Annotated in this window: 19 protein-coding genes; 8 read left to right on the top strand and 11 right to left on the bottom strand. The window is 72.4% G+C overall.

The features are described from left to right. Positions 1–24: 24 nt before the first annotated feature. From ABEA87_RS17825 to ABEA87_RS17810, 4 genes are all read right to left on the bottom strand, one after another. On the bottom strand, positions 25–1,635 hold the full coding sequence (locus ABEA87_RS17825) for a replication-relaxation family protein (RefSeq protein ID WP_345630915.1): 1,611 nt from the start codon (positions 1,633–1,635) through the stop codon (positions 25–27). Positions 1,636–1,827: 192 nt separating this feature from the next. Further along, on the bottom strand, positions 1,828–3,327 hold the full coding sequence (locus tag ABEA87_RS17820; protein WP_345630913.1) for a serine hydrolase domain-containing protein: 1,500 nt from the start codon (positions 3,325–3,327) through the stop codon (positions 1,828–1,830). 192 nt (positions 3,328–3,519) lie between these two features. After that, entirely contained in the window at positions 3,520–4,254 is a 735-nt protein-coding gene (locus tag ABEA87_RS17815) for an alpha/beta fold hydrolase (RefSeq protein ID WP_345630911.1), read from the bottom strand. Between the two features lie 5 nt (positions 4,255–4,259). Then, positions 4,260–4,844, bottom strand: a complete 585-nt coding sequence (locus ABEA87_RS17810) for a TetR/AcrR family transcriptional regulator (protein WP_345630909.1) — start codon at positions 4,842–4,844, stop codon at positions 4,260–4,262. A gap of 496 nt (positions 4,845–5,340) precedes the next feature. On the opposite strand from ABEA87_RS17810, the gene ABEA87_RS17805 reads away from it, so the two are divergent. From ABEA87_RS17805 to ABEA87_RS17790, 4 genes are all read left to right on the top strand, one after another. Further along, a complete protein-coding gene (locus ABEA87_RS17805) occupies positions 5,341–6,111 on the top strand; it encodes an SIR2 family NAD-dependent protein deacylase (RefSeq protein ID WP_345630908.1) in 771 nt (256 codons plus the stop codon). A 246-nt stretch (positions 6,112–6,357) separates the two neighbouring features. Continuing rightward, complete coding sequence (locus ABEA87_RS17800; protein ID WP_345630907.1) at positions 6,358–8,001, top strand: glycosyltransferase family 39 protein; 1,644 nt, start codon at positions 6,358–6,360, stop codon at positions 7,999–8,001. A 560-nt stretch (positions 8,002–8,561) separates the two neighbouring features. Beyond that, complete coding sequence (locus ABEA87_RS17795) at positions 8,562–9,110, top strand: GNAT family N-acetyltransferase (RefSeq protein WP_345630906.1); 549 nt, start codon at positions 8,562–8,564, stop codon at positions 9,108–9,110. Between the two features lie 937 nt (positions 9,111–10,047). Next, the gene (locus ABEA87_RS17790; protein WP_345630904.1) at positions 10,048–10,548 is read left to right on the top strand and encodes a Rieske (2Fe-2S) protein; all 501 of its coding nucleotides are present in this window, start codon (positions 10,048–10,050) and stop codon (positions 10,546–10,548) included. Positions 10,549–10,902: 354 nt separating this feature from the next. Here ABEA87_RS17790 and ABEA87_RS17785 read toward each other — a convergent pair whose 3' ends face one another. The 4 genes from ABEA87_RS17785 to ABEA87_RS17770 form a co-directional block, all read right to left on the bottom strand. After that, positions 10,903–12,180 (bottom strand): MDR family MFS transporter, encoded by a 1,278-nt coding sequence (locus ABEA87_RS17785; protein ID WP_345630902.1) that lies wholly within the window; start codon positions 12,178–12,180, stop codon positions 10,903–10,905. Between the two features lie 425 nt (positions 12,181–12,605). Next, positions 12,606–12,995, bottom strand: coding sequence for a hypothetical protein (locus tag ABEA87_RS17780; RefSeq protein ID WP_345630901.1), 390 nt, complete (start codon positions 12,993–12,995; stop codon positions 12,606–12,608). Between the two features lie 108 nt (positions 12,996–13,103). Then, positions 13,104–13,334: an NAD(P)-binding domain-containing protein gene (locus ABEA87_RS42660; protein WP_425570904.1), complete on the bottom strand. Its 231-nt coding sequence runs from the start codon at positions 13,332–13,334 to the stop codon at positions 13,104–13,106. 309 nt (positions 13,335–13,643) lie between these two features. After that, a complete protein-coding gene (locus ABEA87_RS17770; RefSeq protein ID WP_345630898.1) occupies positions 13,644–14,273 on the bottom strand; it encodes a TetR/AcrR family transcriptional regulator C-terminal domain-containing protein in 630 nt (209 codons plus the stop codon). Between the two features lie 79 nt (positions 14,274–14,352). Here ABEA87_RS17770 and ABEA87_RS17765 point away from each other — a divergent pair, with 79 nt between their 5' ends. Together ABEA87_RS17765 and ABEA87_RS17760 are read left to right on the top strand one after the other, a co-directional pair. Then, the gene (locus ABEA87_RS17765) at positions 14,353–15,852 is read left to right on the top strand and encodes an FAD-dependent monooxygenase (protein WP_425570903.1); all 1,500 of its coding nucleotides are present in this window, start codon (positions 14,353–14,355) and stop codon (positions 15,850–15,852) included. A gap of 92 nt (positions 15,853–15,944) precedes the next feature. After that, a complete protein-coding gene (locus tag ABEA87_RS17760; protein WP_345630894.1) occupies positions 15,945–17,702 on the top strand; it encodes an amidohydrolase in 1,758 nt (585 codons plus the stop codon). 132 nt (positions 17,703–17,834) lie between these two features. Here ABEA87_RS17760 and ABEA87_RS17755 read toward each other — a convergent pair whose 3' ends face one another. After that, on the bottom strand, positions 17,835–18,692 hold the full coding sequence (locus ABEA87_RS17755) for an aldo/keto reductase (RefSeq protein WP_345630892.1): 858 nt from the start codon (positions 18,690–18,692) through the stop codon (positions 17,835–17,837). 68 nt (positions 18,693–18,760) lie between these two features. Further along, the gene (locus ABEA87_RS17750; RefSeq protein ID WP_345630890.1) at positions 18,761–19,552 is read right to left on the bottom strand and encodes a maleylpyruvate isomerase family mycothiol-dependent enzyme; all 792 of its coding nucleotides are present in this window, start codon (positions 19,550–19,552) and stop codon (positions 18,761–18,763) included. 393 nt (positions 19,553–19,945) lie between these two features. Between ABEA87_RS17750 and ABEA87_RS17745 the strand changes: the two genes are divergently transcribed. Continuing rightward, positions 19,946–20,776, top strand: a complete 831-nt coding sequence (locus ABEA87_RS17745; RefSeq protein ID WP_345630888.1) for a hypothetical protein — start codon at positions 19,946–19,948, stop codon at positions 20,774–20,776. 52 nt (positions 20,777–20,828) lie between these two features. Here ABEA87_RS17745 and ABEA87_RS17740 read toward each other — a convergent pair whose 3' ends face one another. After that, the gene (locus ABEA87_RS17740; RefSeq protein WP_345631043.1) at positions 20,829–21,155 is read right to left on the bottom strand and encodes a TetR-like C-terminal domain-containing protein; all 327 of its coding nucleotides are present in this window, start codon (positions 21,153–21,155) and stop codon (positions 20,829–20,831) included. 688 nt (positions 21,156–21,843) lie between these two features. On the opposite strand from ABEA87_RS17740, the gene ABEA87_RS17735 reads away from it, so the two are divergent. Next, positions 21,844–22,860 (top strand): extracellular catalytic domain type 1 short-chain-length polyhydroxyalkanoate depolymerase, encoded by a 1,017-nt coding sequence (locus tag ABEA87_RS17735; RefSeq protein ID WP_345630886.1) that lies wholly within the window; start codon positions 21,844–21,846, stop codon positions 22,858–22,860. Positions 22,861–22,941 lie beyond the last annotated feature (81 nt).

Raw genomic sequence — 22,941 nt, 5'->3', positions numbered from 1 at the left:
GACCCGCCGACCCGCGACCCGCCGTTACGGCAGCTGGCCCCGGATGAGGTCCAGCCGCCGGGCGAGGGTGGGCACCGCGGTGGCCCGGCCGTACCCGGTGAGACGGCCCACGGCGCAGTGCGCGCAGCCGTCACCGGCGATGTACCGTTCCGCACCGGCATCGTCGTGACGCGGGTAGACCAGGGCGCACGTGTCGCAGACCAGCAGCCGTGCCGCGTCGTACGCGTCGGCCAACTGCGCGCGGTCGGCGCGGCGACGGGCCCGCCAGCCCAGGGCCTGGATCTGAGCGTCCACCGCTCGGTCCCGGCCGGCCTCGTAGTCTCCCAGCACCGCGCGCTGGACCCGGGTCCGGACGCTGCCCGCCGGCCGGTCCAACTGGGCCACCTGGCTGGCGGACAGCAGCCGGCCCTCGGCGAGCTGCCGGGCGATGCCGGCCAGGAGCGGGTCGTCGCCGGTGGCCGAACCGGCGGCAACCAGCAGCGACCGGGCGTGCTCGATCCACAGCTGGCGGTGCCGCTCGTGCAGCAGCTGCCGCAGCCGGTGGGGCGCGTCGCGCAGTCCGCGCCCGTCGTGCGGAGCCCACCAGGCCAACACCTGCTCGGCCAGCTCGGGGTCCATGTCCAGCAGCCCGCCGGGATCGGCGGCCAGGTAGCGCAGCGCCTCGGTGGCGGCCTCGTCGGCCAGCTGCTCCTGGGCCCGGGGTGAGACGGCCGCCCGCCACAGCCACCAGGCCTGGTCCGCGCGGTCGGGGTCGGCGACCCGGTCGCGGGCGATCGCGGCGGCGGCCAGCCGGTGGCCCAGCAGCTCGGCGAGGGTCACGTCCGCGTCGGTCGGGCCCGGTACCGTCCAGCACGCCTCCCGCACGGCGCGGTGCGGTTCGTGTACGGCGGCGCAGGCGGCCACCAGTAGGGAATCCTTCGTGTCCGGATCGGCGTCGAGCAACCGGCCGGCCGCGCGTGCCAACCTCGCGGCCCGAGCCTCGGTGGTGGTCAGCAGCAACAGGGCCGGACAGTGCGGATACGTCTCGGCCCACGCCTGGTCCCGGGCGTAGGCCAGGTAGCGCCTGACCCGCTTTTGCAGCGCGTCCCCGTTCGTCGAGGCCAGATCGACCTCGATGAACGCCACCGTGCCGGCGCCGTTGTGGTCCGGGCCGGTCAGGCTCAGGCGGGCGACCGCGTCCGGGGTCAGCCACAGCCGCCCGGGGCTCCGGTCGGTCGGCTCCCACCCCTGCCGGCCGGCCGGGCCGCTGCGCCAGCCGGTCAGCTCGATCCCGGCGGCGGGGCCGTACTCGCGCAGCGCCAGCCACACCTCCGCGGTCGCGGCCGCGTGCACGGCGCTGACCCCCGACGGCGCGATCCAGCGGTAACCCACGCGGGTGCCCTCGATCAGCCGGGCGCCGGCGGCGCTCAGCCACCAGTGCGATGTTCCGCCGTCGGGTGTCCAGTCGGGCGTCCCGTCGACGAGCCGGGCCCCCCGCAGGCGCTCCAGCCGGGAGCGCACGGTGCGCCCGGTCGTGCCGGTGGCCCTGGCGAGCTGGGCGACGGTGAGGACCCGGTGCAGGTCGAGCTGGACCAGCAGATCCTGCAGCGGGCCGCCCTTGGTGCGGATGCGGGTGACGAGGTCCGGCTCAGGCATCGCCGCCGCGCCCCCGCCTGCCCGGCGACGGACCGGGTGTAGCTCGCCGATAGCGGTGCACCCAGCCAGTAGGCCACGACCGGCACCGCTCGCACAACCCGCCGCCGGACCCACCGCCGCCGGAGCCACCGCGGTACCGCGGCCGGACCCACCGCGGTACCGCGGCCGGGACGCCGCCGATCGTGCCCGGGCTCAGCCGGCGGTGCGGATGAGGCGGGCGTTGACGGGTTCGATGGGCACCTGCCGGTTGGTGCACACGGCCGTGACCGCACCGGTACCGAGCCGGATGGTCAGCGACGCGGCGGCGCCGGGGCCGGTCCCGGGGTGCCCGTACAGGTCCTTCGCCTCGTTGATGAGCCAGCCGAGGCCCACGCTCGCGCCGCTGGGCTGCGCCACCTGGGGACGCAGTGCCTCCCGGACGAGTTCGTCGGGCAGCAGGGACGACCAGGCCAGGCCGAAGCGCACGAGGTCCGGCGCGGTGCTCCACAGGCCGCCGGCGGCCGGCAGGGTGCACACCTGGCGCGGTGCGCCGACGAACGAGCCGTCGCCGGACAGCAGGTGACCGCCGATCGCGTCGTTCTCCGGCCACCGCACCGGAAACCACGACCCGACCATGCCGGTCGGCTCCAGCACCAGGGCGGCGGCCGCCTCCGGGTACGGGGCACCGGTGACGTCGGCGATGAGCTGTCCGAGCACCGCGTACCCGCCGTCGCTGGGCACCAGGCTGCCGCGGCGGTTGTCGCAGGAGACCGTGTGGCCGAGCGGCGCCACCGGGTCGATAATGGCGTCGGCGAACCGCTCGTCCGGGCTGACCACGCCGCCGGTGTGAGTGAGCAGTTCCCGTACGGTGACTCCGCCGTCGTCCAGCCGGAGCGTGCGCAGGTGCGCGTTCGCCGGGCCGTCCAGGTCGACGCGGCCCTCGGCGACGAGCCGCAGCACCGCCGTCGAGGTGACCAGCTTGCTCACCCCGTACGCGGGGAACCGGTGGTCGGCGTGCAGCGGCTCGTTGCGGTCGAGTTGCGCCCAGCCACGCACCACCGTCCACAATGGAGTCTCATCGTCCCGGTCGCGACCGGCCAGCGCGAGGCCGACCAGACCCAGTTCGGCGAACGACTCCTCCGCCACCCGCACCGCCCGGGCGGGCGCCCCGGTGGAGGAGCGGGTAGCCGGTGCGGCGGTCCGGGGGTCGGTCACCCGCTGGCCCAGCGGGTACACGCTCAGCGTGGCGAGCCGGTGCGGCGGGTCGGGCCGGGCCGCGGCCTCGACCCGCAGGTCGGCGATCTGCGCGCGTACCGCCAACGGGGTGGTGTGGGAGACGACGAGGTCCGCGCGCAGCCGCGGTGCCAACGAGCGCAGCGTCCCGATCAGCTTCTGCGCCGGAACCAGGGACAGGTAGTGCTCATCGAAGTGGTCGCGGAGTTCGTCGCCTTCGGGCGCGGCCCAGCCCGGGTCGTCGGCGCCGGCGAAGCGGTCGGCCACCCATCGCACGTGCCCCAGCGCGGGGAACCGGGCCTCGGCGGCCTCGACGGTCGCCTTCAGCGCGGCCCAACTCGACAGCCCGTGCTCGCGGGCGATGGCCAGCTGCGCATCGTGAAGGCTGGGGAACTCCCCGGCGGACAGGCGTCGCTTGGCCTCGATCTTCAGGTACCGGAGATTCGGCTGATCGGGCAGCGAACGGGATCGATCGGACATGGCAGTCCTTCCTCGGTGCCCGCGGGTCCGCGACATCGGGCCGGAAAGACCTGCCGTCAGTGGTGTGATCAAACCGGTGAGCTTGCAGCCCTGCCCGCGGACCCAGAGGCGGCCGGAGAACCCGCCGAGCCACACGATACCCCCCGCCCCGGCCACCCGTAACCCGCCTCCGAGGTCCGCGCCGCGAAGGGTTCAGCCGGTGAGGAACGGCACCACGGCGGCCTGAAACCCCGAGGGGTCGTGGCTGTGCACGCGGTGACCCACCGGGATGGTGACCAGCCGGGCGCGCGGGATCGTCCGGGCCACCTCCGCCAGCCGCCGCGCCGGCGTGTGGCTGCGCGGGCCACCGGAGATCAGCAGGGTGGGCGAGGCGATCGACGCCAGCCGGTGCCACCACGCGGGATCGGCGGCGCGCAGTTGCCGCACCGGCGAGGTGACCGCCCGCGGATCGAAGCCGCGCCGCAGGGTGAGCAGGGCCAGTGCGGGCAGCAGGAACCGCGCGGTGGACAGTCCGTGATCGCCGGACGGCTCGCGGGCCGGCACGGGAGGCTCCTCCAGGACCAGATGCGTGACGCGCTCCGGCTGCCGCTGGGCGATCAGCGACGCGGTGTGCGCGCCCAGCGAGTGCCCCACCAGCGCCACCCGGCCCAGGTCGAGGGCGTCCAGGAGCCCGAGAATGTCGTCGCGGAAGCCGTCGAGCGGATAGGCCGGGGTACGCGAGCTGCCGCCGTGGCCGCGCAGATCGGCGGCGATGGTGCGGCGGCCGGCCGATACCAGCGCGACGGTGAGCCGATCCCAGGTGGCCGCGCTGCTGCTGCCGCCGTGCAGCAGAACCACCGGCGCCGCGCCGGGGTCGCCGAGTTCGCGGTAGCGGATGGTGGTGCCGGCGACGTCGGCGGTGTTGACGCCCGCGGCGGGCCCGGTCACCCGGCTCACCGCTTCCCCGGCCCGAGGTGGGCCTCCAGTGCCGTGCGCAGCAGCGGCTCGACGTCGCGGTCGCCCGTCGCCAGCTGGAGGCTGCCCCAGCCCCAGAGCAGCGCGATGCCGTGCAGGTTGGCCCACAGCGCGGCGGCCACCCGCTGTGGCGGCGCGCCGGAGACCGGTCGTGCCTGCTCGACGAGGTCGACGAGCGCGGTGAACAGCGGCAGGCTGCCCTCACGCAGCCCGAGGCGGTTGCTCTCCAGCAGATCATGACGGAACATCAGCTCGAACATGCCGGGATTGGTCCGCGCGAACTCCAGGTACCGCCGGGCCAGCGTCACCAGTCGCGCCCGGGGGTCTCGTCGGCGATCCCGCAGCACCTTGTGAATCGCGGCGCCCAGGTCGGCGAAGCCTTCGCGGGCGATGGCCGACAGCAGCTCCACATGAGTGGGGAAGTATCGGCGCGGAGCCCCGTGCGACACCCCCGCCTGGCGCGCGATCTCCCGCAGCGTCAACGCCTGCATCCCGTCGCGGGCCAGCAGGTCGACGCCGACCCGCACCAGGCGGGCCCGCAGGCCGTCGTCTGCATCGCTCATTCGCTCTGTCTACCAGAGCGCAGTAGACGGTGTCTACTCCGTCGGTCGAGCCGGCGGCCACGCCGGCCGTCCCGGGCCGCGCGAAAACTGGCTCGCGAATCCTCCGGGCGGCCGCTAGGTTCGTGCGTGCCGCACCTCCCGGTGCGAAGTTCGGGGATACTTCTGGCAAGGGGCTTTCGAGCCCGCGGCTTCGACACCGCGAAACCCCGGACCCGGGTCCTCGGGAGGTGCGCGGCACGGCACGCACCAGCGGGGCGACCCGCATCAGGCCGACCCGCCACGGCGCGGCGACGCGGACGCCCGGCACCGAGCCCTCGACTTCTCGAACGGCCGCCCGAGACTCGCCGGTCCACAATGGACGGCGAGCCACGGCGAGCCACGGCGAGCCACGGCGAGCCTCGCCGGGGCGCACCCCCGGCAAGGGCCGGGCCACCCAGGTCATGGCGGCGGTGAAACCCAGTGGCGGCCCGGCCTGCCCGTACCTAACATCGCCGTTGTGAACGCCGAGGCCACCGACTGGATGGACGACGTGAGCCGGATCGCGGTGCTGACCGGCGCCGGCATCTCCACCGACTCCGGCGTCCCCGACTACCGTGGGCCGAATGGGGTCTGGACCCGGGATCCCTCCGCCACGGCCGCGTTCAGCTACTCCTCGTTCATGTCTGATCCCCAGGTGCGTGCCCGGTTCTGGCGCAGCTACCTGGGGCACTCCGCGTGGCACGCGGAGCCCAACGCCGCGCATCGCGCGCTGGCGGAGCTGGAGCGCCACGGCTCGGCGACGCGGATCCTCACCCAGAACATCGACGGGCTGCATCAGAAGGCCGGGTCCACCCCGCGCAAGGTGGTGGAGCTGCACGGCAGCATGCACGATACGGTCTGTACCCGCTGTCGCGTCCGGACGCCGAGCACCCTCGCGTTGGCCCGAGTGGCCGCCGGCGAGGCCGACCCGGCCTGTACGGCGTGCGGCGGCATTCTCAAGCTGGCGACCGTCTTGTTCGGCGAGCGTCTCCACCCGGACACCCTCTCGCTGGCCGGCAACGTCGCCCGCGCGTGCCAGCTCCTCCTGGCGGTCGGCAGTTCGCTGCTGGTCGAGCCGGCGGCCTCGCTGTGCGCCGTCGCCGTCGAGGCCGGGGCCCGCCTCGTCATCATCAACCGGGATCCCACTCCCTACGACGACCTGGCGACCGAGGTGATCCGGGAGCCGATCGGCGAGGCGCTGCCCCGCATCGTGCGGGAGCGACTGAGGTCGGCCGCCGCGCGGCGTTAGCCGGGTCGCGCCGCACCGGTCGGGAGGTGCCACCTCGACCGTGGCGGCCCCGGCCCCGGCCCCGGCCCCCGGCCCCCGGCCCCGGGCCCAGTCTGAGTCTCAGCCCTGGGCGACCGCGAGCCGCTGCGTCCGTTACCCGATCGTAGCGAGATCGGGGCGGGCCGTCTGTGTACTATCAATGTGATATCACTCTGCTAGTGCTCGGCCCCTGCCGACTATGGCGGGCCGCGTGATGGAGGTGTCGCCATGGAGCAGCCCGCCGCGCCCGCCGCCGAGGAGAGCAGCCCAGGGGGAACGCAGCCGAAACAGGGTTTTGGCGTGGGCGAGCACCCCCAACGCCAACCGGGGGCCTTCGCGCCGGACACGGACCCGTCTCGACTCGTGGCGCCTGCCCGACCCGTGCCGGCGCTCGTGCCGACCGCCGACCGACTGCCGCTTTTCGTGTGGGTCATCGCGGCGCTGTTCGTCGCGGTCGAGCTCGCGTTCGCCGGGCGCTACGGCTTCCAACAGGACGAGCTCTACTTCCTCGTCGCCGGGCACCACCTCGCGCTCGGGTACGTGGACCAGCCGCCGCTGATTCCGCTGCTCACCCGGATCCCGGCCGCGATAGCCGTCGACCCGACCATGATCCGCGTCCTCCCGGCGCTGACCGGAGGGGCCGTCGCGGTCGTGGCGGCCCGGCAGGCGGCGCTGCTGGGCGCGGGCCGCACCGGGCGGGTACTCGCCGCGCTCGCCGTGGCGTGTACCCCGGTGCTCCTCGGCGCGTCGCACCTCGCCAACACCACCTCGCCGGCCCTGCTGGCCTGGTCCGTGGTGGTGCTGTGCGCCAGCACGGCGGTGCTGCGCGATCGCCCGCGCTGGTGGCTGGGCGCGGGCGTTGCGGCCGGACTCGGGCTGCAGACCAACAACCTGGTGGCGCTGCTGATGGTCGCGCTCGCGCTCGGGTTGCTGCTGTCCGGGCGCGCCGGCCTGCTGCGTACCCGGTGGCCCTGGCTGGCCGCCGCCGTCGCCGCCGCGATCTGGGCACCGAACCTGCTCTGGCAGGCGACGCACGGCTGGCCGCAGCTTGTCATGGCGTCCGCGCTGCGCCGGGAGAACGACTCCGCGATCGACTACCTCGCCGGCCTGCCGACCCAGCTGGTGTACGCGGGGCTGCTGGCGATACCGGTGGCCATCGCGGGTGTCGTGCGCCTCTGGCGGATGCCGGAACTCCGGTTCCTCGCGATCACGGCCACCGTCGTCTACGTCTACGTGCTGGCCTGGATTCCGGGCAAGGCGTATTACGCGTCCGGAGTGCTGCCGGTGGTGCTGGCGGCCGGGGCCGTGTCGACCGAGCGCTGGATCGCCCGCGCCCGCCGGCCCGGCACGCGCCGCGCGGTCGCGTACGGCGCGATAGTGCTGAGCATGCTCGTCATCCTGCCGAGCCTCATGCCGCTGTGGCCGGTGCGCGACCTGTCCCGGCATTCCAGCGCCGAACAGCAGACCGCCAACGTCTCCGACACCGCCGGCTGGCCGCAGCTCGTCCGCGCCGTGGTGGCGCAGAACGCCGCGCTGACCCGGGCCGGCCGCCCACCCACCGCCGTGTTCACCGGCTACTACGGGGAGGCCGCGGCGCTGGACGTGCTCGGCACCGCCGATCAGCTCCCGCCCGTGCTGTCGGGTCACAACGCCTTCGGCACGTGGGGTCCGGGGAGCGCCTCAGACGCCACCGTGCTGTCCGTCGACGCGGCGGACCGGCTGCGCCCGTACTTCGCCCGTTGCCGCCACCTGAGCACCTACGACGCTCCCTACGGCATCCACAACGACTACACCGATCTGGACCTCAGCGTCTGCACCGGCCCGGTCGCCGGCTGGGCCGCCCTGTGGCCGCACCTCACCCACGACGAGTGACGGCCGAGGATCGGGGCCGGTGAGGGCGGCGCCGGGGCCGGGCGAGCGGGGTCGAGCCGCCGCCCTGACCGCTCGCCGCCGGGCGTGCGTTCGTCGCGGCCCTGCCGGCCTTCGCGACGGCAGGGCCCGGGCCGGCTCGGGCACCGGCAGGGTGCGCGACCTCCAACTGCCCGTCCCGGAACCGGTCGGCCCGCACGACCTTCAGCAGTACCTCGACCGGACCGCCGACACCCATCGGATCCGCGACCCCGCCCAGTTGCTCCAACTCGTCGAAATGGGCAGTATCGTGTATCTGCTCCCGCTATCCGTCACCCTGCGGTATCCGCGAGCGGGCCTGGTCTATCGCCGGGTGACGGAGGGCCGACCGCGACGCTCACCGTCGCGTGGCCGCAGCACTCCCGCTCGGTAGCCGTCGCGGCCCTGGTGCACGCGGCGGCCTCGGTGGCCGCCGATCTTCCGTGGCTCTCGACCCGCGGGTCCGCTCGCCGATGTGCCGAGACTCCTGGACGCCGCCCGTCACGGGCAGCGCCGGATCCTGAGGAATTGGCAGAATCGGGGGCATGTACCCGCCGATGAAGCTGAGCCTCGACGAACTGCGGCTGCGCACGCTCGGCGCCGCGGACGCGGACCTGCTCGTAGAGGCGACCGGCGAGGAGTCGGCCGCGGCCCTGTGGGGTCCACGCCCCGCCGGGCCGTACTCGTCAACGGACGCGCGAACCGCTCTGCGGGCCTGGGATCCCGAGTCGGCGGGGCCGGTCTCCTTCGGGGTGCTGCGGGGTTCCCGGCTCGTCGCCGCGGTCGGGCTCATGCCCAGCGGTGAACGCGTCGCCGAGCTGGCGTACTGGGTCCGGCCCGGACAGCGCCGCCAGGGGATCGGGTCGCGTGCCGTGACCGCGGTGACGCGATGGGCGCACGAACCCGCCGGCGTGCGCCGGGTCTGGCTGGAGATCAATCCCGACAACGAGGCGTCGCTGCGGCTGGCGCGGCGGTCCGGGTACCGGTTCGAGGAACGCCTGCCGCGGCACTGCCGCTGCTGGACGGTTGACGACCCCGAACGCGACGGGTGGCACGACTGCCTGATCTGGGTCCACGACCTCGACGCCCGGTAGGAGCACACACCCAACGTGATCCCGGTGGGCGCTCCGGCGGGCGGAGGAGCGGACCGCGACAGGCGCGGTACGTCCGGTTCCAGAGCCCCACGCCGGCGCCGGCTCGCCGCCGGGCTGGAGCGGGACGCGCCCGGTGCCCCGGCGGGTGGCCGGGGCACCGGACGGCCGGAGGGCGGCGGTCAGGCTCCCGGACGGTCAGCGGCTTCAGCCGGGGATCGGTCGAGGCCCAGCGGTCCGGCCGGGGTGGATCGACCGGGCCTCCAGCAGGGAACCGATCTCCCGCAACGGTGCCGGATGCCGCGCGTACCGGCGGCCGTTGACGGTCGCCGTACCCGCTGGTGGGCGCGTCCAGCCCCATGACCATGCGATTTTCCGGCGCCGTTGGTGCCCAGGAAGCCGGTGACCACACCGGGGCGCACATCAATTCAGGCCGGCCACGGCGGCCTTCTCGCCGTGCCGCTGACGAGTTCGCGGATCTCGATCATGAAGTTTTCCTCGGGCGTTGGTTCGGAATGCTCGGGTCGAACCTATGGGCGCCGACGCGACGGATGCCGGTACCGCGGGATGAACTCGAGTCCGGCCCGTGGTACCGCGGCGCCACGCCGGTCGGATGACGACGTCGCGGCGCCGCCGGGGTGAGCTTCCATTGTGGACTCACCATGGTGCCGGCGGCGGGGGATGGGCTCGCGCCGGGTGGCTGGGAGGTTGTGAACAGGGCCTCGGCGTTCTTGACGGCCACGTGACGCCGTCCCGGCAACCATCTACGTCGACTGGCAAAAGGTGGACCGCGCGTCGTGGCCCGAAGCCCGGGCCCCGCGGCCGCCGATCACGCGTGCACTTCGAGGTCTGACGAGGAACGGCGAGCCGGGTTCACCGAATGATGAGCGACGGCTCACCGCGTGTCGAGCACGACCGACCCAAGTGAGGGAGGATTCAGTTGACCGACAACCAGGAAGCTTCCGGGACCGCGCAGCGGCGGGCGGTGCTTGCCGGAGCCGGGATGGTCGGCGTTGTCGCGGCGCTTGCCGGCTGTGGTAACGCCGTGTCCAGTAAGCAGCAACACCCTGCTGCCGAATCTACCGGCGGCCACGCCACGTCTTCGCCGACGGGCACGCCCGATCGAGGGGATGCGTCCAGCTCGGTGGGGATCGGCCAGGATCTGGTCAGCGCGAGCGAGATCCCGGTCGGTGGCGGAAAAATTTTCGGCAAGCAGCAGGTTGTGGTGACTCAGCCGACCCCCGGAGAGTTCAGGGGTTTCAGCGCCGTCTGCTCGCACACCGGGTGCATCGTGTCCACGGTGGAGGGCGGCGTCATCAAGTGCCCGTGCCACGGCAGCCTGTTTTCCGCCGACGATGGCTCGGTAAAGGCCGGGCCGGCCGTCAAGCCGCTGCCGCGGAGGACGGTCACCGTGCGAGGGGGAAACGTCTATCTGATGTGAGGCCGGTGGCGATCGGTACCTCAACCCCCGTTGGAGACGCCGCTGCCACCGCCGAAGCGGTGGCAGCGGCCTTGTCTGCCTTTACCGCGGGCGGCGGCGGGGGCGCAGCTTGGGGCGAGCCATGTCGGTGCCTCCTTCTCTGGTGTGGGGCCGTCGGTCGTTGCCGGGGCCGTGGTTTGGGTTCTAGTTGTCACCGCTGTGGCGGTGATCAGTTACCGCGGGCGGCGGCGGGGGCGCAGCTTGGGGCGAGCCATGTCGGTGCCTCCTTCCTGGTGCGGGGCCGCCGGTCGTTGCCGGGGCCGTGGTTCGGGCGAGACGGTGGCTGCCGCCGCCGAGACGGTGGCAGCTCATCCGTCACGCGGACTGATGCGCGGGGGTGGGGACGGGCTGCCCCTCCGCTTCGAGCCGGCCGGGCGCCGCACCGCGGACGGGCCGAGGCCGCAGAAGAAAGAATCCGGCGGCGCATACGGCACCGAGAGCCGGCAGGCTTCCCCACAGCCAGCCCTGACCGGCGGCCAGGGCTCCGGCTCCGATGATGGGCGAGAGAAGCGCCGCCCCGCCGAAGCAGACGCCCCAGAGACCGAGGTAGCGTCCGCGGGCGGCGGGCGGCGCGATCGCGGCCACGTAGGTGGCCGCGCCCACGCTGAACAGGATCTCTCCGACGGTCCAGATGACCGTCACACCGGCGAAGCCCGCCGTCGAATGCGCCAGGCCGTTGACGCCCATGCCGATGCCGATGATGAGCGCGCCGACGCTCGATGACAGCGCCGCTGGCTTGCGGTCCAGCAGCGGCTGCAGCAGGGGTTGCAGTGCCAGCACGGCCACTGCGTTGATCGCGTTGACCGCGCCGTAGGTGGCGGCGGAGAGCCCGTCCGCGTGGATGGTCAACGGAAGGCCGTACTCCAGCTGCTGCCAGATGGCCATCGTGAGCAGCGAGCACACCGTGACGGCGATCAGCCGCCGGTCGGCCAGCACCTTGCGGTACGGCACGGGTTCGGCCGCCTCCTGCTGGGCGTCGGCGTCGGTCGGTGCGCCGTGGCGCGGCAGCATCAGTACGACGGCGGCGAAGCCCAGCGTGGCGGTGGCGTCGAGAGAGCACAGCCACGTGATGTGCGAGGTGGCGAGGTATCCGCCAATCACACCGGCGACGGCCGAGCCCGCGTTGAGCATCCAGTACTGCACGCCATAGCCGTGGGTGCGGCGGTCGTCGGGTACCAGATCGGCGATCCAGGCACTGATACCGGTGCGTCCGGCGTCGAAGACCAGGCCGATCGCGGCGGCCACCGTCATCAGCGTCGGCGGCGTGGTCGCGTGCGGCAGCAGGAGGTAGCCGCCGGCGGTCAGTGCGAGCGAGACCACGATGGTGGGCTTGCGCCCGAGCCGGTCGGACGCCACGCCCGCCAGCGGTTCGCCGACCACCCATCCGGCACCGAACGCCGCGACCACCTCACCGGCCGCCGCCGCGCTCAGGTGCAGGTGGGTGACCAGGTACAGGGTCAGGAACGGCACGACGACGCCGCCGACGCGACTGATCCCGAAGCCGACGACCAGCACCCAGTACTGCCACGGATAGCGCGGCGTGCGCTGCCGTTGGGCTGTCGGTGCCGGGCCAGTGGCGGCGGCTACGGACATGTCAGCTCCGGTACGTGATCAGGGATGGCGGCATCGCGGGCACGGCCGGATGACCGATGCCCGTCTGGGGACGCGATGAATCAGCGCGGGTAGGTGATTTCCACGCGGATTGGATGGGGAACACAGGCAGGTGCCGGGGACCGGCGGGATCGACGCGGACTCGACGTCACGCGATGGGAAAGGCCTGCCTCAGCTGCTTGACGTTCGACGTGCTCCCACGACTCCTTACGCAACCCACGACACCGGAGTGCCGTGCTCATGATGCTCAGCATAGCGATCATGGGCTGCTTGGGAAGAGCGAAGATCATTGTTTACGTCGTTCTCACCAAATTCCAATCAAGCGGAGAGTGCGTGCGCACGGATCGCGAGGGACCCCTCTCGGTGCGTACCGCCGCGGGGCGGCGATTCCGTGCGGTCGGCCGTCCTTACTGGACACACCGTCCCGCGGCTTTCGGGTTGGTCGGCGCGCGCTGTCCGATGTGGAGGCCCCCGGTACGACCGGCCATCACACGAGCGATGCCGGCGGGGTTCGATTGCCCCACCGGAGGCAATCCCTGTGCGCCGGCCCGGGCGCGCTCGACGACCGATCCGGCCTGCTCGCGGACGGACTCGACCGCCCGATCAAACAGGTCGATATCGATGAGCTCCAGCTCGCTGACGTGCTGCGCGTTCGATGACGTGATGGCCGACCCGAACGCCATGAGGGCGAAGCTGGATGCCGAACCGGATCGGAGCACTTCCAGCGGCGGCAACGGAAGCTCCAGCGCCTGCGCGACGGCCAGCACGTCGATGACATTCTGGTGGTTCATCATCATGAGCGCGTTGTTGAACAGCTTGCCGAGCTGGCCCGAGCCGGTTGGTCCCAGGTAGATGATCCGCTCGGAGAAGGTGTTGAAGCTGGGGGTGACCGCCTCGACGGCGTCCTACCGGCCGCCGGCGACCGTGGTGAGCTGGCGGGCGAGGGCCACGGTGCGGCCGCCGGCCACCGGGGCGTCGATGACCTCGATGCCGTACGGGGCGGCGCGCTGCGCGAGTTCCCGGGCAGCGCCGGGCAGCCGGTGCCGTGGTTGATGAGCACGGCGCCGGTGCGCAGGTGCGCGAGCAGGCCCCCGTCCACCGCGACGTCGCGGTTGTCGGAGTCCTCGCGCAGCCACAGGGCGACGAACTGGCTCGCGGCGGCGAGCTGCGCGACGCTGTCGTGCGCGGTGGAGTCGACGCCGTCGCGCGATCTGTCGGCGGCGAGCCCGGCGTTGCTTCCGAGTCTGTGCCGGCCCCGGCTCGGATGGCAGTGCCCCCGGGGTTCCTGGGAGCGGCAGGGCCACTGCGCCGGGGCACCGGACGGCCGTCCGGGCACCCCAGAAACGGAGAGTCCGGAAACTTAGGGACTATCAGGTGGATACCGGCCGCCAGGATCGGCCACGATCGGCTACGAACAGCCGTGATCGGCTCCCGGCGCTACCCGGCTACCCGACCGCACGTTCCTCCTCGATCAGGGCGCGCATCCCGGCGACCATGATGCGGACGCCGAAGCGGAAGGACACGTCCTGATCGTCGGGCGCGGTGCGTTCGGCCATGGCCCGGGACAGGATCGAGGGGTTGGCCCGCGCCTGCCGCCGCATCGACGCCGGGTCGGGCAGCGTCTGCTCCTCGACCGTGCGGCCGACGACGAACCACAGGAACGAGGCGGCCGCGCGGGAGGCGTCGGCCAGGCCGAATCCCGCGTGGTGCAGCACCTCGACCGTGCGCTCGACGATGCGCAGCAGGGCGGTGGCGCGGGTGAGGTCGGCGCCGAGGGCCAGTTGGGCGCCGTCGGGGTGCGCGAGCAGCCGGGACCGGATCAGGTCGGCGGTGTGTGCGAGCCAGTCGGGCCACCGCGCCGCGTCCCCTGGGTCCTCCAAGTCCGGCAGGGCCGGGGTGAGTACCGCGTCGGCCATGTGATCGAGCAGTGCCCGCTTGCTCTCGAAGTGCCAGTAGAGCGCCGGCGCCTTTACGTCCAGCTCCGCCGCGATCCGCCGTAGCGACAGGCGTTCCAGGCCCTCCCGGTCGAGCATCCGCAGCGCCGTGCGGACCACCAGGTCCTTGTCGATGGCCAAGCCGAGCCCCCTTTCCGCTTGACACCTTAACGCGTTAGGGACATCCTTTACCGCATTGCTTCCTTAACGCGTTAAGGAGATGGCCGTGGATGCCGAAGTGATCGTGGTGGGGGCGGGCCCGGTCGGGCTGATGTTGGCGGTTGAGCTGGGTCTGCGCGGCGTGCGGGTGCTGGTGATCGAGTCGCTGGCCGAGCCGTCGCCGCACTCCCGGGCGTTCGGGCTGCACGCGCGCAGCACCGAGACGATGGAGTTGCGCGGGCTGCTGCCGCGCCTTACCGCGCAGGCGGCGCGAACTCCGATGGTCGGGGGCGTCTCCCCGGCTTTCCGGGCGGGGATCCCGCTGGCTCACTTCGCCGGCATCCGCACGGTCCGCCTCGACACGCTGGAGGCCAGCAGGCCCGGCATGTTCGCGATCGCGCAGACGGGCGTCGAGGCGGTGCTCGGCGCGCGGGCCACCGAGTTGGGTGCCGTGATCCGCCGGGGCGTCACCGTCACCGGCCTGACCCAGGACGACGACGGCATCATGGTGTCCACTATGGACGGTGATTTCTGCACCGCTGAATACCTGGTGGGTTGCGATGGAGGTCGCAGCACGGTGCGAGGGCTCGCCGGGTTCGGGTTCCCCGGCAGTGATCCGACCATCACCGGCCGGCTCGCCGAAGTCGCGGTGCCCGACGTCATGACCGATCCGGGCATGGGCTGGCACCGGTGCCGTAGCGGGATCCTGCAGGTGCTTCCCGGGCGGGTGCTGGCCGTCGAGTTCGACGGACCGCCCGCCGACCGCGACGATCCCGTCACCGTACCGGAGCTGTCGGCCAGCCTGAGCCGGATCGTCGGACGCCCGATCGAGGTCGCGGCCCAGCCCCGGTGGATGACCCGCTTCACCGACAACACCCGCCTGGCCGACGACTACCGCAGGGGCCGGGTGCTGCTGGCCGGCGACGCCGCCCATGTCCACTCGCCCTTCGGCGGCCAGGGGCTCAACCTCGGCCTGCAGGACGCCGTCAACCTCGGCTGGAAGCTCGCCGCCACGGTGGCCGGCTGGGCGCCCGAGGGGCTCCTCGACAGCTACCCGGCCGAGCGCCGGCCGGTCGCCGCCCGCGTGCTGCACAACACCAGGGCCCAGGTCGCGCTCATGAATCCCGACTCCCGTGCGACCCCGCTCTACGAACTGTTCGGCGAGCTGATGGAGTTGGGCGACGTCAACAGATACCTGGCCGAGCTGATTTCGGCCGTCGGCGTGCGGTACGACCTGCCGGGCGCGGGGCATCCACTGGTCGGCCGCTTCGTGCCCGACCTGACCCTGCGCCCCGGCGCCGGAGCCGCCGTACGCGTCCGGGAACTGTTCGCCGCCGGGCGGCCCGTGCTGCTCGACCTCGCCGACGATGCCCAGGTGCGGGAGACGGCCGCCGGCTGGGCGGACCGGGTCGATGTCGTCACCGCCCGCCCCGTCGAGGGCGCCACCGAACCCCTGTTGGTCAGGCCCGACGGGTACGTGGCGTGGGCCGGTGTCGGGGACCTCGGTGAGGCACTGGGGCGCTGGTTCGGCCGGCCGGCTCACCGGCGCCACCCGCGTTAACCCAGCGTACGCAGCGTTGACCTCACCGTATCTATCTTCGTAATATTGAAGAACATGTTCATATTCGACGAGGTCACGTTGAGGAGCCGCGTATGTGCGACACCGATCACCTGCTCTCGAATCAGACCGAACAGAGCGGCCTGTCCCGCCGCCAGATCCTCGGTGCCATCGGTGCTGTCGGAGCCGGTGCGGCCGCCGGCACCATCATCGATCCGGCGCTTGCCGCGGCGACCGGCGCGACACTCGACGACAAGACTCAACCGGCGAGCAACGCCGGCTACGAGCCGCCGACCGGGCTGGCCAAAGACTCGCGGGCGAAGAGTTCCGCCCTGTCCTGGCTCGACAACAACTCCGCCGGCGTCTTCGGGATGAACGACGAGGTGTGGGCCCACCACGAGCTGTCGCTGCAGGAGTGGAACTCCTCGCTGCTGCAGGCCACCTTCCTGGAGAAAAACGGGTTCAAGGTGCAGTGGGGCGCGGCGGGGTTCCCGACCGCGTACGTGGCGACGTACGTCAGCGGCAGCGGCAAGCCGACCATCGGGTTCAGCGTCGAGTGTGACGCGCTGCCCGGCCTGTCGCAGAACAAGGGCGTGCCCTATCACGACCCGCAGGAGTACATCGACGACGCGTTCTCGCCGACCTACGGCGTCGGTCACGGGTGCGGACACTGCGCGCTCGGGACGGCGGCGATCTACGCGGCCGTGGCGACCGCGAAGGGGCTCGCCGCCAGCCGCACCGACGGCACCGTGAAGGTGTACGGAGCCACCGCCGAGGAGTACCTGCTCGGCAAGGCGTACGCCGTGTCCAGGGGCGTCTACAAGGGGCTCGACGCGCTCGTCGACTGGCACCCCGGCGGCGACACGTCCACCGGGTGGGGCTCGTCCAACGCGATGCAGTCCATCTCCTTCACCTTCCTCGGCATCGCCGGCCACGGCGGCACGCCGTTGGGAAACAAGAGCGCGTTGGACGCGGCCACCATCACCGGCATGCTGACGGAGTTCCTGCGCGAGGAGAACCTCGCGCCGTCCGGACGCATCCACTACGCGATCCGCAACGGCGGTCAGGCGCCCAACGTGACTCCGGAACTCGCCGAGGTCTGGTACTACGTGCGCGAGGGCAGCCCGGCGCGGGTGAAAATCCTCGCCGACAAGGTGGTGAACTGCGCCAAGGCCGCGGCGATGGCGACCCAGACGTCGCTGGTGTACAAGGTGACCAGTGGCTGTTGGAACAAGCTGCCGTCGCAGCGCGGTGCCGAGCTGATGTACGACAACATGCAGCAGATCGGCGCCCCCGTTTTCTCCGACGCCGACCAGAAGTTCGCCACCACCCTGCAGGGCAATATCGGCCTCGGCAGCGGTGGCTACTCGTCGACCGTCTCGGCGCTGAGCCCGCCGGACCCGATTTTCCTCGGCGGTGGCTCAACCGACGTCGCGGACATCAGCTGGCAGGCGCCGACCATCCAGATGGGTACCCCGGTCTGGCCGCAGGGCTTCAAGTCGCACACCTGGGCGGTCGCGTCATCGGCGGCGTCCTCCGGCGGCCACAAGGCCCTGCTGTCGGCGGCGAAGTACCTCGCCGCGACGGCCGTCGACCTGTACACGCAGCCGAACATCCTCGGCGACATGAAGGACGAGTTCGCGAAGCGGACGAAGAACGTGACCTACGAGCCGCTGTTCCCGAAGGACTTCGAGCCGCCGATGTACCAGCCGCCGGACTGGTTCCTGAAGCGGACCGGCCAGCACTGGCCGCCGCCGAACATCACCTGGCCGCGGCCGAAGATCATCTCGAAGGAGAAGTTCGCGGACCTCGGTCCGTCGCTGCCTCCGCAGGACCTCCCGCCGCTGACCTGATCGTCGCTGACCTGACCGCAACGGACTGATGCGTGATTCCGCTCCGGCCGGTCGGTGCCGTGCGCCGTGCCGACGGTCTCGTCGGCGGCGGGGCGACATCGACACCCCGGCCGGAGCGGAGCCCGTCGCGGACTACACGAACAGCGGCGAGATCTCGCGGCGCTGCGCGAGCTGGGCCAGCTCCTCGTCGGAGGGCCGGCGCTCGAAGCGGTCGGCCGCGTCCAGCAACCGGGGCAGGATGTCGACGTCACCGGAGGTGAGCAGGAACGCCTCCGGCCGGCCAAGCACCCAGTGCGCGGCCAGGTCGATGTCGGCCTGCTCGGTCAGCGGCTCGTACCAGGTGGCGGAGGTCGCGGGGCGGCCCTCCCACCGGCGCCAGGCGAGGCTCTTGATCGTCTGCAGCGCGACGCCGCGCTGCGCGCACACCGCGGCGAGCGCCTCGAACCGCTCCGCGTAGCGGGGGTCCTGCATCTGGACGTAGTTGTACGGCACCAGCACCGAGTCGAACGCGAAGCGCTCCAGGCTGCGCCGGTGCATCTCGGGCACGGACAGGCCGTGCCCGGTGACCCCGATGAAGCGGACCAGGCCCTCCTCCCGCGCCTCGATGGCCGCCTCCAGGGCGCCGCCCGGGCCCAGCGCGGTCTCCCACTCGATGACGTCGACGAGGTTGTGCAGCTGGATCAGGTCGATGCGGTCGACGCCGAGCCGGTCGAGTGACCGGCGGATCTGCTCCCGCGCCCCGCGGTAGGTCCGCTCGCCGGTCTTCGTCGCGAGGAAGAAGGTGCCGGGGTTACGCCGCAGCCAGGTCGCGACCCGCAGTTCGGCGTCGCCGTAGCTGGCGGCCACGTCGAGGTGGTTGATGCCGTGCGCCAGCAGCGCGTCGAGTGCGCGGTCAGCCTCGCTCTTGGAGACGCGGGCCAACGCGGCGCCGCCGAAAATGGCACGGGTCGAGACGTGGCCGGTGGAGCCGAATGGGGCGCGATCAATCATGAGATCGAGCTTACGCGTCGGTGCCCGGGCCGCGCCGCTGGTCGGCGACGCGGCCCGGGCCGTCGGGTCTAGAAGCCGGGGAAGACGCGGCGCAGGTCGTCCAGGCTCACCGGGCCGGTCACCTCGACCGAGGCCGGGGTGTACCGGGTCCCCAGCCGGCCGGTGGCCAGCCGCAGCCATGCCTCGGCGGGCGCGGACAGCTCACCGTCCGGCTGCTGCGGTACGTCGGTCAGCTCGATCCGCTCGCCGAGCCGCAGCCCGGCGGTCCGCTCCGGGGCGGTCAGGCGCAGGGTCAGCGTCGCCTGCCGTCCGGCGAGCGCGTCGGGCCGGCCGGTCCAGGCGAGCATGCCACCGACCTGGTCGAGCAGCAGGCTCACCGCCTCCGGGGCCACCGTCGCGCCGGCGTCGAAGCCGACCTCGACGTCCCACTGGTGCAGCGCGAACTCGCTGAGCCGGAACCGCGCGGCGGTGGCGACGTCGACCGGCTCGGGCAGGAAGCCAAGGTTGATCTTCAAGCTGTCCCGGGTCGCCTCGTCGAGCGACTCGTACGCCTCGACGAGCCGCTCGTTCGCCTCGAGGAACGCGGCCGCGTGCTCGGCCGGGGCCATCGCGTCCCACCGCGCCCACACGGAGCGGTTGAAGTCCATGTCCGGTGCTGCCCCACCGGTCTGCGAGGCGTTCAACCCGGCCAGGCCGATTTCGGCCCCGCTGCCCAGGTGGCTCAGCACCTGGGAAACCTGCCATTCGCTGGCGCCCGAGGGACTGATGAGATCGTCTGGGGTGAGGGCGCGTACCCGCGCCGCGAGCGCGTCGTGGCCCGAGCGCAGGGCGGCGATGGTCTGATCGGCGAGCGTAGCCATGATTCTCCTGTCAACTGATCCGTGCCGCAACGCTACCGCCCCGGGACCCGCCGCCGACGCGGCCCTCGGCCGCGTTCCGCCAATCGGCATCCGGTGCCGCCCCCATCGATACCGGTACCCCCTACGACGGCCGGCACGGTCTTTCCATCCGGATGGGAATCGCTTAGGGTAGTCCGTCATGCGCGTTCGGTATAGGCGCGGTTGGACGTGGAATCGAATGCATCAAAGGTGCCTGCTCTTGACCCCTCACCGGCTCCCTCGGCCGCCGAGCAACCGTCCGGACCCGACCGATCCTGACCCGACCGATCCGGACTCGACCGATCCTGACCCGACCGATCCGGACTCGACCGATCCTGGCCCGACCGATCGCGGCGTCGCGGGCGGGTCGGCCCGGTGAGCCTCCGGCTTGGGTCCGCCGCCGTTGTCGCCCTCGCGCTCGCCGGCGGTGCCGGGACTCTGATGCCGGATCTGGCGCTGGCGGACGAGCTCAGCGTCGACTTCACCGGCGGCTGCAAGGTGCTGAGTTTGGGCGCCACCTCGCAGCCGGACACCGCGAGTCTGGACCTGACCGCCGGATCGGCACTGTGGGTCGTCAACCGTCTCGGGGTCCAGGCGACGCTGATGCTCGACGGCCAGGGCACGGACAGCATCGGCCCAGACCAGAGCAGCCGGCTGACGCTCGCGACGCAGGGGACCGAGACCGTCCAACTGGTACCCGTCTGCCCGCTGCCACTCACCGACATCGGCCCGCTCACGATCAGGGTCAGCCCCGACAGCCCGGGCGGGACGCCCTCCGCCGCGCCGAGCGCCACCGCCCCACCGCCCCAGCCGAGCCCGCCGGCCACGACCGCGCCGCCATCCTCGTCGCGGCCCCAGCCGGCGCCGCACCCGCGGCCCACCCAGGCGACGGGCACCGCGCCGGCGAGGGCTCCCGCGCCGCACTCGTCGTCCCGGACGAACCGGCACAACAACGGCCGGACCCCGACGCCCACCGTCGGCACGTCGGAACCGGAGTCGGTCGCCGAGTTCCCACCGGAGGTGCCCACCGGTCCGGTGCCACAGGCCGGCCCGCCGCTCATCTGGCCGGTCACGCCGCTGACGGACGACCGCGGGTTCCGGTACAGCCTGGCGCTGATCGCGTGCGTGTTCATCATCGGTACCGGCACTGCCGCGATCCGGCTGCTGATCAGCTCTCACCACGTGGGTACCCATCGCAGCCCGTGACTCCCGACGCCCGACGCCGTGACTCCCAACGCGACGACCGCGCCGGACGGCGTCAGCGCACGCGGCGCAGGAACGCGTCGACGAGCCGATCGGTGAAGTCCGGGCCGATCGGCTCGTCGGTGACCAGAACCCGGAAGTAGAGCGGGCCCACCAGCTGGTCGGTCTCGGCCGCCAGGTCGAGCCCGGCGGGAAGCTGCCCGCGATGCACGGCGCGCTCCAGCGGCAGCCGGTCGCGCCGGCGCTGCTCGTCGAGGTACCTGGCCCGGAAGTCGGCGGCGAACACCGGATCGTGCTGGGCCTGGGCGATCAGGGCCCGGAAGACCGCCCCGGCGTCGGACCGGCCGAGGAAACTCGCCAGCCGCCCCAGGTACGCGCGCAGGTCGCGGTCGAGGTGACGTCGCGCTCAGCGGCCTGCGGCCCTACCTGGATTATGTGCGCGACCCGGCCAACGGCTACCAGAGCGTCACCTTCCCGGTCGAGGACGGCATAGAGATCAGCTGCCGCCTCCGAGCGGGGCGACCGCGCCGGCTCGCCCGGCCGCGACCGCGCCGGCTCGCCCGGCCGCCCCTGGGCCTCGGGTAGGCCCCTCGGCGCGTGGGAACCACCCTGGCGCGTGGGCGGGCCACCTCGGCGCGGGAACCACCTCGGCGTGCCTGGCGGGCGCAGGCAGCGCTGTCTGCTGCGAAAATTTTCGGATAGTTTTCGGATATTCTCGGACGCCGATCGGCCGCCGGATCGCGACTATGACAGGGAACCGCGCTCGTTCAGCCGGAACGGTCCGCCTTCGGGATTGGCTCAAGTCATTGACGCTGCTATATTTCACACCGTACCGCTCCGAAAACTTTCGGCATGTTTGTCGAGACAACCCGGCGATGCCTCCGCCACGGGTGACCGGGGGCCGCCGGCCCCGTCCGAAGGAGTTCGCCGTGCTCCAACTCGTGTCCCATGCCCTACCGAGAGCCTTCCACGGACCGGACCACCGGCCCGGTCAAAGGCCAGGCCACAGAGCAGCCCACAGAGCAGCCCACAGAGCCGGCCAAAGAACGGGCCGCCGCCCGCGCCGGGCGTTGATCGCCGCGGCCGCCGGCCTCGCCGTGGCCTGCGGCGCGCTGCTGGTGCCGGCCTCGCCCGCGCAGGCCTCTTCCGCACAGGCCTCTTCCGCACAGGCCTCTTCCGCACAGGCCGCGCCCGCACAGGCCTCTTCCGCACAGGCCGCGTCGGCGCCGCTGCCGCCGCCGACCGCCGCCCTGACCCAGGTGACCAATTTCGGTGCCAACCCCACCGGCCTGGAGATGTACCTGTACGTGCCCCACCACGTGCGGCCACACCCGGCCGTGGTGGTCGCCATCCACTACTGCACCGGCTCCGGGCCGGACATGTTCGCGGCGACCGAGTTCGCGTCGCTCGCGGACAGGTACGGCTTCATCGTGGTCTACCCGTCCGCGCCCCGCGACGGGCACTGTTTCGACGTCTCGTCGCCGGGCGCCCTGCGGCACAACGGCGACAGCGACCCGGTGGGGATCGTGTCGATGGTCCGTTACGTGGAGCGACACCAGCACGCCGACGCGGCGAGGGTCTTCGCCACCGGGCTGTCCTCGGGCGCGATGATGACCAACGTCCTGCTCGGCGACTACCCCGACGTCTTCAAGGCCGGCTCGGCGATGTCCGGCGTACCGTTCGGCTGCTTCGCCACCACCGACGGCTCGATGTGGAACTCCACCTGCGCCAACGGTGACCTCATCAAGACCCCGCGAAAGTGGGCGGACCTGGTCCGCGCCGCCGACCCGGGCTACCGCGGCCCGCGCCCCCGGATGCAGCTCTGGCACGGCACCGCGGACACGACGCTCTTTTACCCGAACTTCGGCGAAGAGGTCAAGCAGTGGACCGAGGTCCTGCACGCCCACCGCGCCGTCGTCAACCACCCGCAGCCGACCTGGACGCACACCCAGTACCGCGACTCCTCCGGCCGGGTCGAGGTCGACGCGTACAGCGTGGACGGTGAGACGCACAACCTCGGGTTCGACTATCCGGACTGGGCGCGCCTGGCCGTGCGGTTCTTCGGCCTCACCGCGCATCACCGCTGAGCGCGACCGCCCGGCTCGCGGCCGGTGGACCTCTCACGCCGATCGCCCCGAGAACCCGGATCCGGGTTCTCGGGGCGATCG

The organism is Rugosimonospora acidiphila (genome assembly GCF_039543385.1).
Taxonomy (GTDB): Bacteria; Actinomycetota; Actinomycetes; order Mycobacteriales; family Micromonosporaceae; genus Rugosimonospora; species Rugosimonospora acidiphila.
Note: the sequence above shows the minus strand (reverse complement) of the source record. Positions and strands in the feature narration are given on the sequence as shown.

What these genes read in the sequence shown, in the direction of transcription:
- ABEA87_RS17825 (WP_345630915.1), bottom strand. Translation starts at nt 1,635, where the DNA reads ATGCCTGAGCCGGACCTCGTCACCCGCATCCGCACCAAGGGCGGCCCG.
- ABEA87_RS17820 (WP_345630913.1), bottom strand. Translation starts at nt 3,327, where the DNA reads ATGTCCGATCGATCCCGTTCGCTGCCCGATCAGCCGAATCTCCGGTAC.
- ABEA87_RS17810 (WP_345630909.1), bottom strand. Translation starts at nt 4,844, where the DNA reads ATGAGCGATGCAGACGACGGCCTGCGGGCCCGCCTGGTGCGGGTCGGC.
- ABEA87_RS17800 (WP_345630907.1), top strand. Translation starts at nt 6,358, where the DNA reads ATGGAGCAGCCCGCCGCGCCCGCCGCCGAGGAGAGCAGCCCAGGGGGA.
- ABEA87_RS17795 (WP_345630906.1), top strand. Translation starts at nt 8,562, where the DNA reads ATGTACCCGCCGATGAAGCTGAGCCTCGACGAACTGCGGCTGCGCACG.
- ABEA87_RS17785 (WP_345630902.1), bottom strand. Translation starts at nt 12,180, where the DNA reads ATGTCCGTAGCCGCCGCCACTGGCCCGGCACCGACAGCCCAACGGCAG.
- ABEA87_RS17780 (WP_345630901.1), bottom strand. Translation starts at nt 12,995, where the DNA reads ATGATGATGAACCACCAGAATGTCATCGACGTGCTGGCCGTCGCGCAG.
- ABEA87_RS17765 (WP_425570903.1), top strand. Translation starts at nt 14,353, where the DNA reads ATGGCCGTGGATGCCGAAGTGATCGTGGTGGGGGCGGGCCCGGTCGGG.
- ABEA87_RS17760 (WP_345630894.1), top strand. Translation starts at nt 15,945, where the DNA reads ATGTGCGACACCGATCACCTGCTCTCGAATCAGACCGAACAGAGCGGC.
- ABEA87_RS17755 (WP_345630892.1), bottom strand. Translation starts at nt 18,692, where the DNA reads ATGATTGATCGCGCCCCATTCGGCTCCACCGGCCACGTCTCGACCCGT.
- ABEA87_RS17750 (WP_345630890.1), bottom strand. Translation starts at nt 19,552, where the DNA reads ATGGCTACGCTCGCCGATCAGACCATCGCCGCCCTGCGCTCGGGCCAC.